We start from the raw sequence: 256 nt of genomic DNA, 5'->3' as shown, positions 1-256 counted from the left end.
ACTCTCACAAGGGGACAGCCCCTAACTACCATCGGCGCTGAGAAGCTTAACTTCCGTGTTCGGTATGGGAACGGGTGTGACCTTCTCGCTATCGCCACCGGACTATTGGGTTAAAGGTGATGAAACTGATTGCTTACGCAAAAAGCTTTGTACCTTCAAAACTAGATAATGGATGAAGAAGAGAAATTACAGAGAATCATATCAAGCGGATTTTTTCCACTTTTATTTGGTTAAGTCCTCGAACGATTAGTATCAG

The 256-nt window shown here is 43.4% G+C and carries 1 rRNA gene; it reads right to left on the bottom strand.

Annotation, left to right across the window (positions count from 1 at the left end):
• Nucleotides 1-102 (bottom strand): 5S ribosomal RNA (gene rrf, locus PZE06_RS29330); the annotation flags it as partial.
• Nucleotides 103-256: the final 154 nt, after the last annotated feature.

The organism is Robertmurraya sp. DFI.2.37, from assembly GCF_029211245.1.
In the GTDB taxonomy this organism is placed as follows: Bacteria; Bacillota; Bacilli; order Bacillales; family Cytobacillaceae; genus Robertmurraya; species Robertmurraya methanolica_A.
The sequence above is the reverse complement of the archived record's forward strand: the minus strand, read 5'-3'. Positions and strand labels throughout refer to the sequence as shown.